Annotated in this window: 1 protein-coding gene; it reads left to right on the forward strand. The window is 54.5% G+C overall.

Annotated features, from left to right (window positions below; translation table 11 throughout):
• Positions 1-1,245, forward strand: a 1,245-nt coding sequence (locus ACXAIA_RS20600; protein WP_475351005.1) for a hypothetical protein, incomplete at both ends; no start/stop codon positions are given.

Genomic DNA, 1,245 nt, shown 5'->3' on the forward strand with positions numbered 1-1,245 from the left:
TGGCACGGTCAGCTATGATTACGACGCGTTTGGCAATCTGATCTCGACCACAGATGCCATGGGCAATGTGGTACAGATGTTCTACGACCAGCTTGGCAACAAGACCGGTATGATCGACCCGGATATGGGGTCCTGGAGCTATGTCTATAACGGCTTTGGCGAACTGGTCAGCCAGACCGATGCCAAGAACCACACGGTAACGTTAAGCTATGATGTGTTGGGTCGTATGATCCAGCGTGTTGAAGGCGAAGGTACGAGTACGTGGACCTATGACACCGCGACCAACGGCATTGGTATGATCGATACTGTCAGCGGTCCTGGTGGTGAGGATGCCCTTGGTGTTGCGCAGGCCTATAGCGAAAGCCATAGCTATGATGCATTAGGGCGTCCATCCGCAACCACGCGGACCATCCGTAATGAAAACTATACCACCAGCCTGACCTATGATGCCGGCAGCCGTCTTGACACGGTGACCTATCCAACCGGCTTTGCGGTTGCCTATGACTATACAGCAACCGGCTATCTTGATGAGATCACCAATGATGGTACCGGGGCGTCTCTGTGGCAGGCAGTTGAACGGGATGCCGAAGGTCAGGTGGTCTCGTCCGATCTTGGCAATGGACTGACGGAATATACCGACCGTGATGCGCTGGGGCGTGTGACGGAGCGAACCTTGAGCAATGGTACACAGGGCATTCTGCTTGATCTGGCGATGACCTATGACATTGCCGGTAACCTGACGGTGCGTGAAGACAGTGTTCAGAACCGCCATGAAAGCTTTAGCTATGATGCGCTGAACCGTCTGAGCAACACGACCCTGACCGACACCGAATACAGTCAGGAAATCTCGCAGACCAGCTATCAGTACGACATTCTGGGCAACATTACCTACAAGTCTGATGTCACAGGCGGCGGCGCTATCACCTACGGTGCGGGCGGGCGTCCGCATGCGGTTGCGACGGCCCGCGGTCAGACATTCACCTATGATGATAACGGCAATGTGTTGTTTGACGGGGATCGCAACTATGCCTGGACGAGCTTTAACAAGCCGTCACTGGTGACCAAGCTGACAGCCTCGAGCGTGACCCATACAAGCTTTGTCTATGGGCCGGATCGTTCGCGTATCCGTCAGAAGATTGTCGAGAACAATATCACCAAGGAAGTGGCCTATGTCGGGAGCTACTATGAGCGCCGGACAGTGGTGGATGGCAATGGTGATACGGCGGGTGTGGATACGCATCTGCA

It is taken from the genome of Thalassospira sp. ABL2_045 (genome assembly GCF_056161285.1).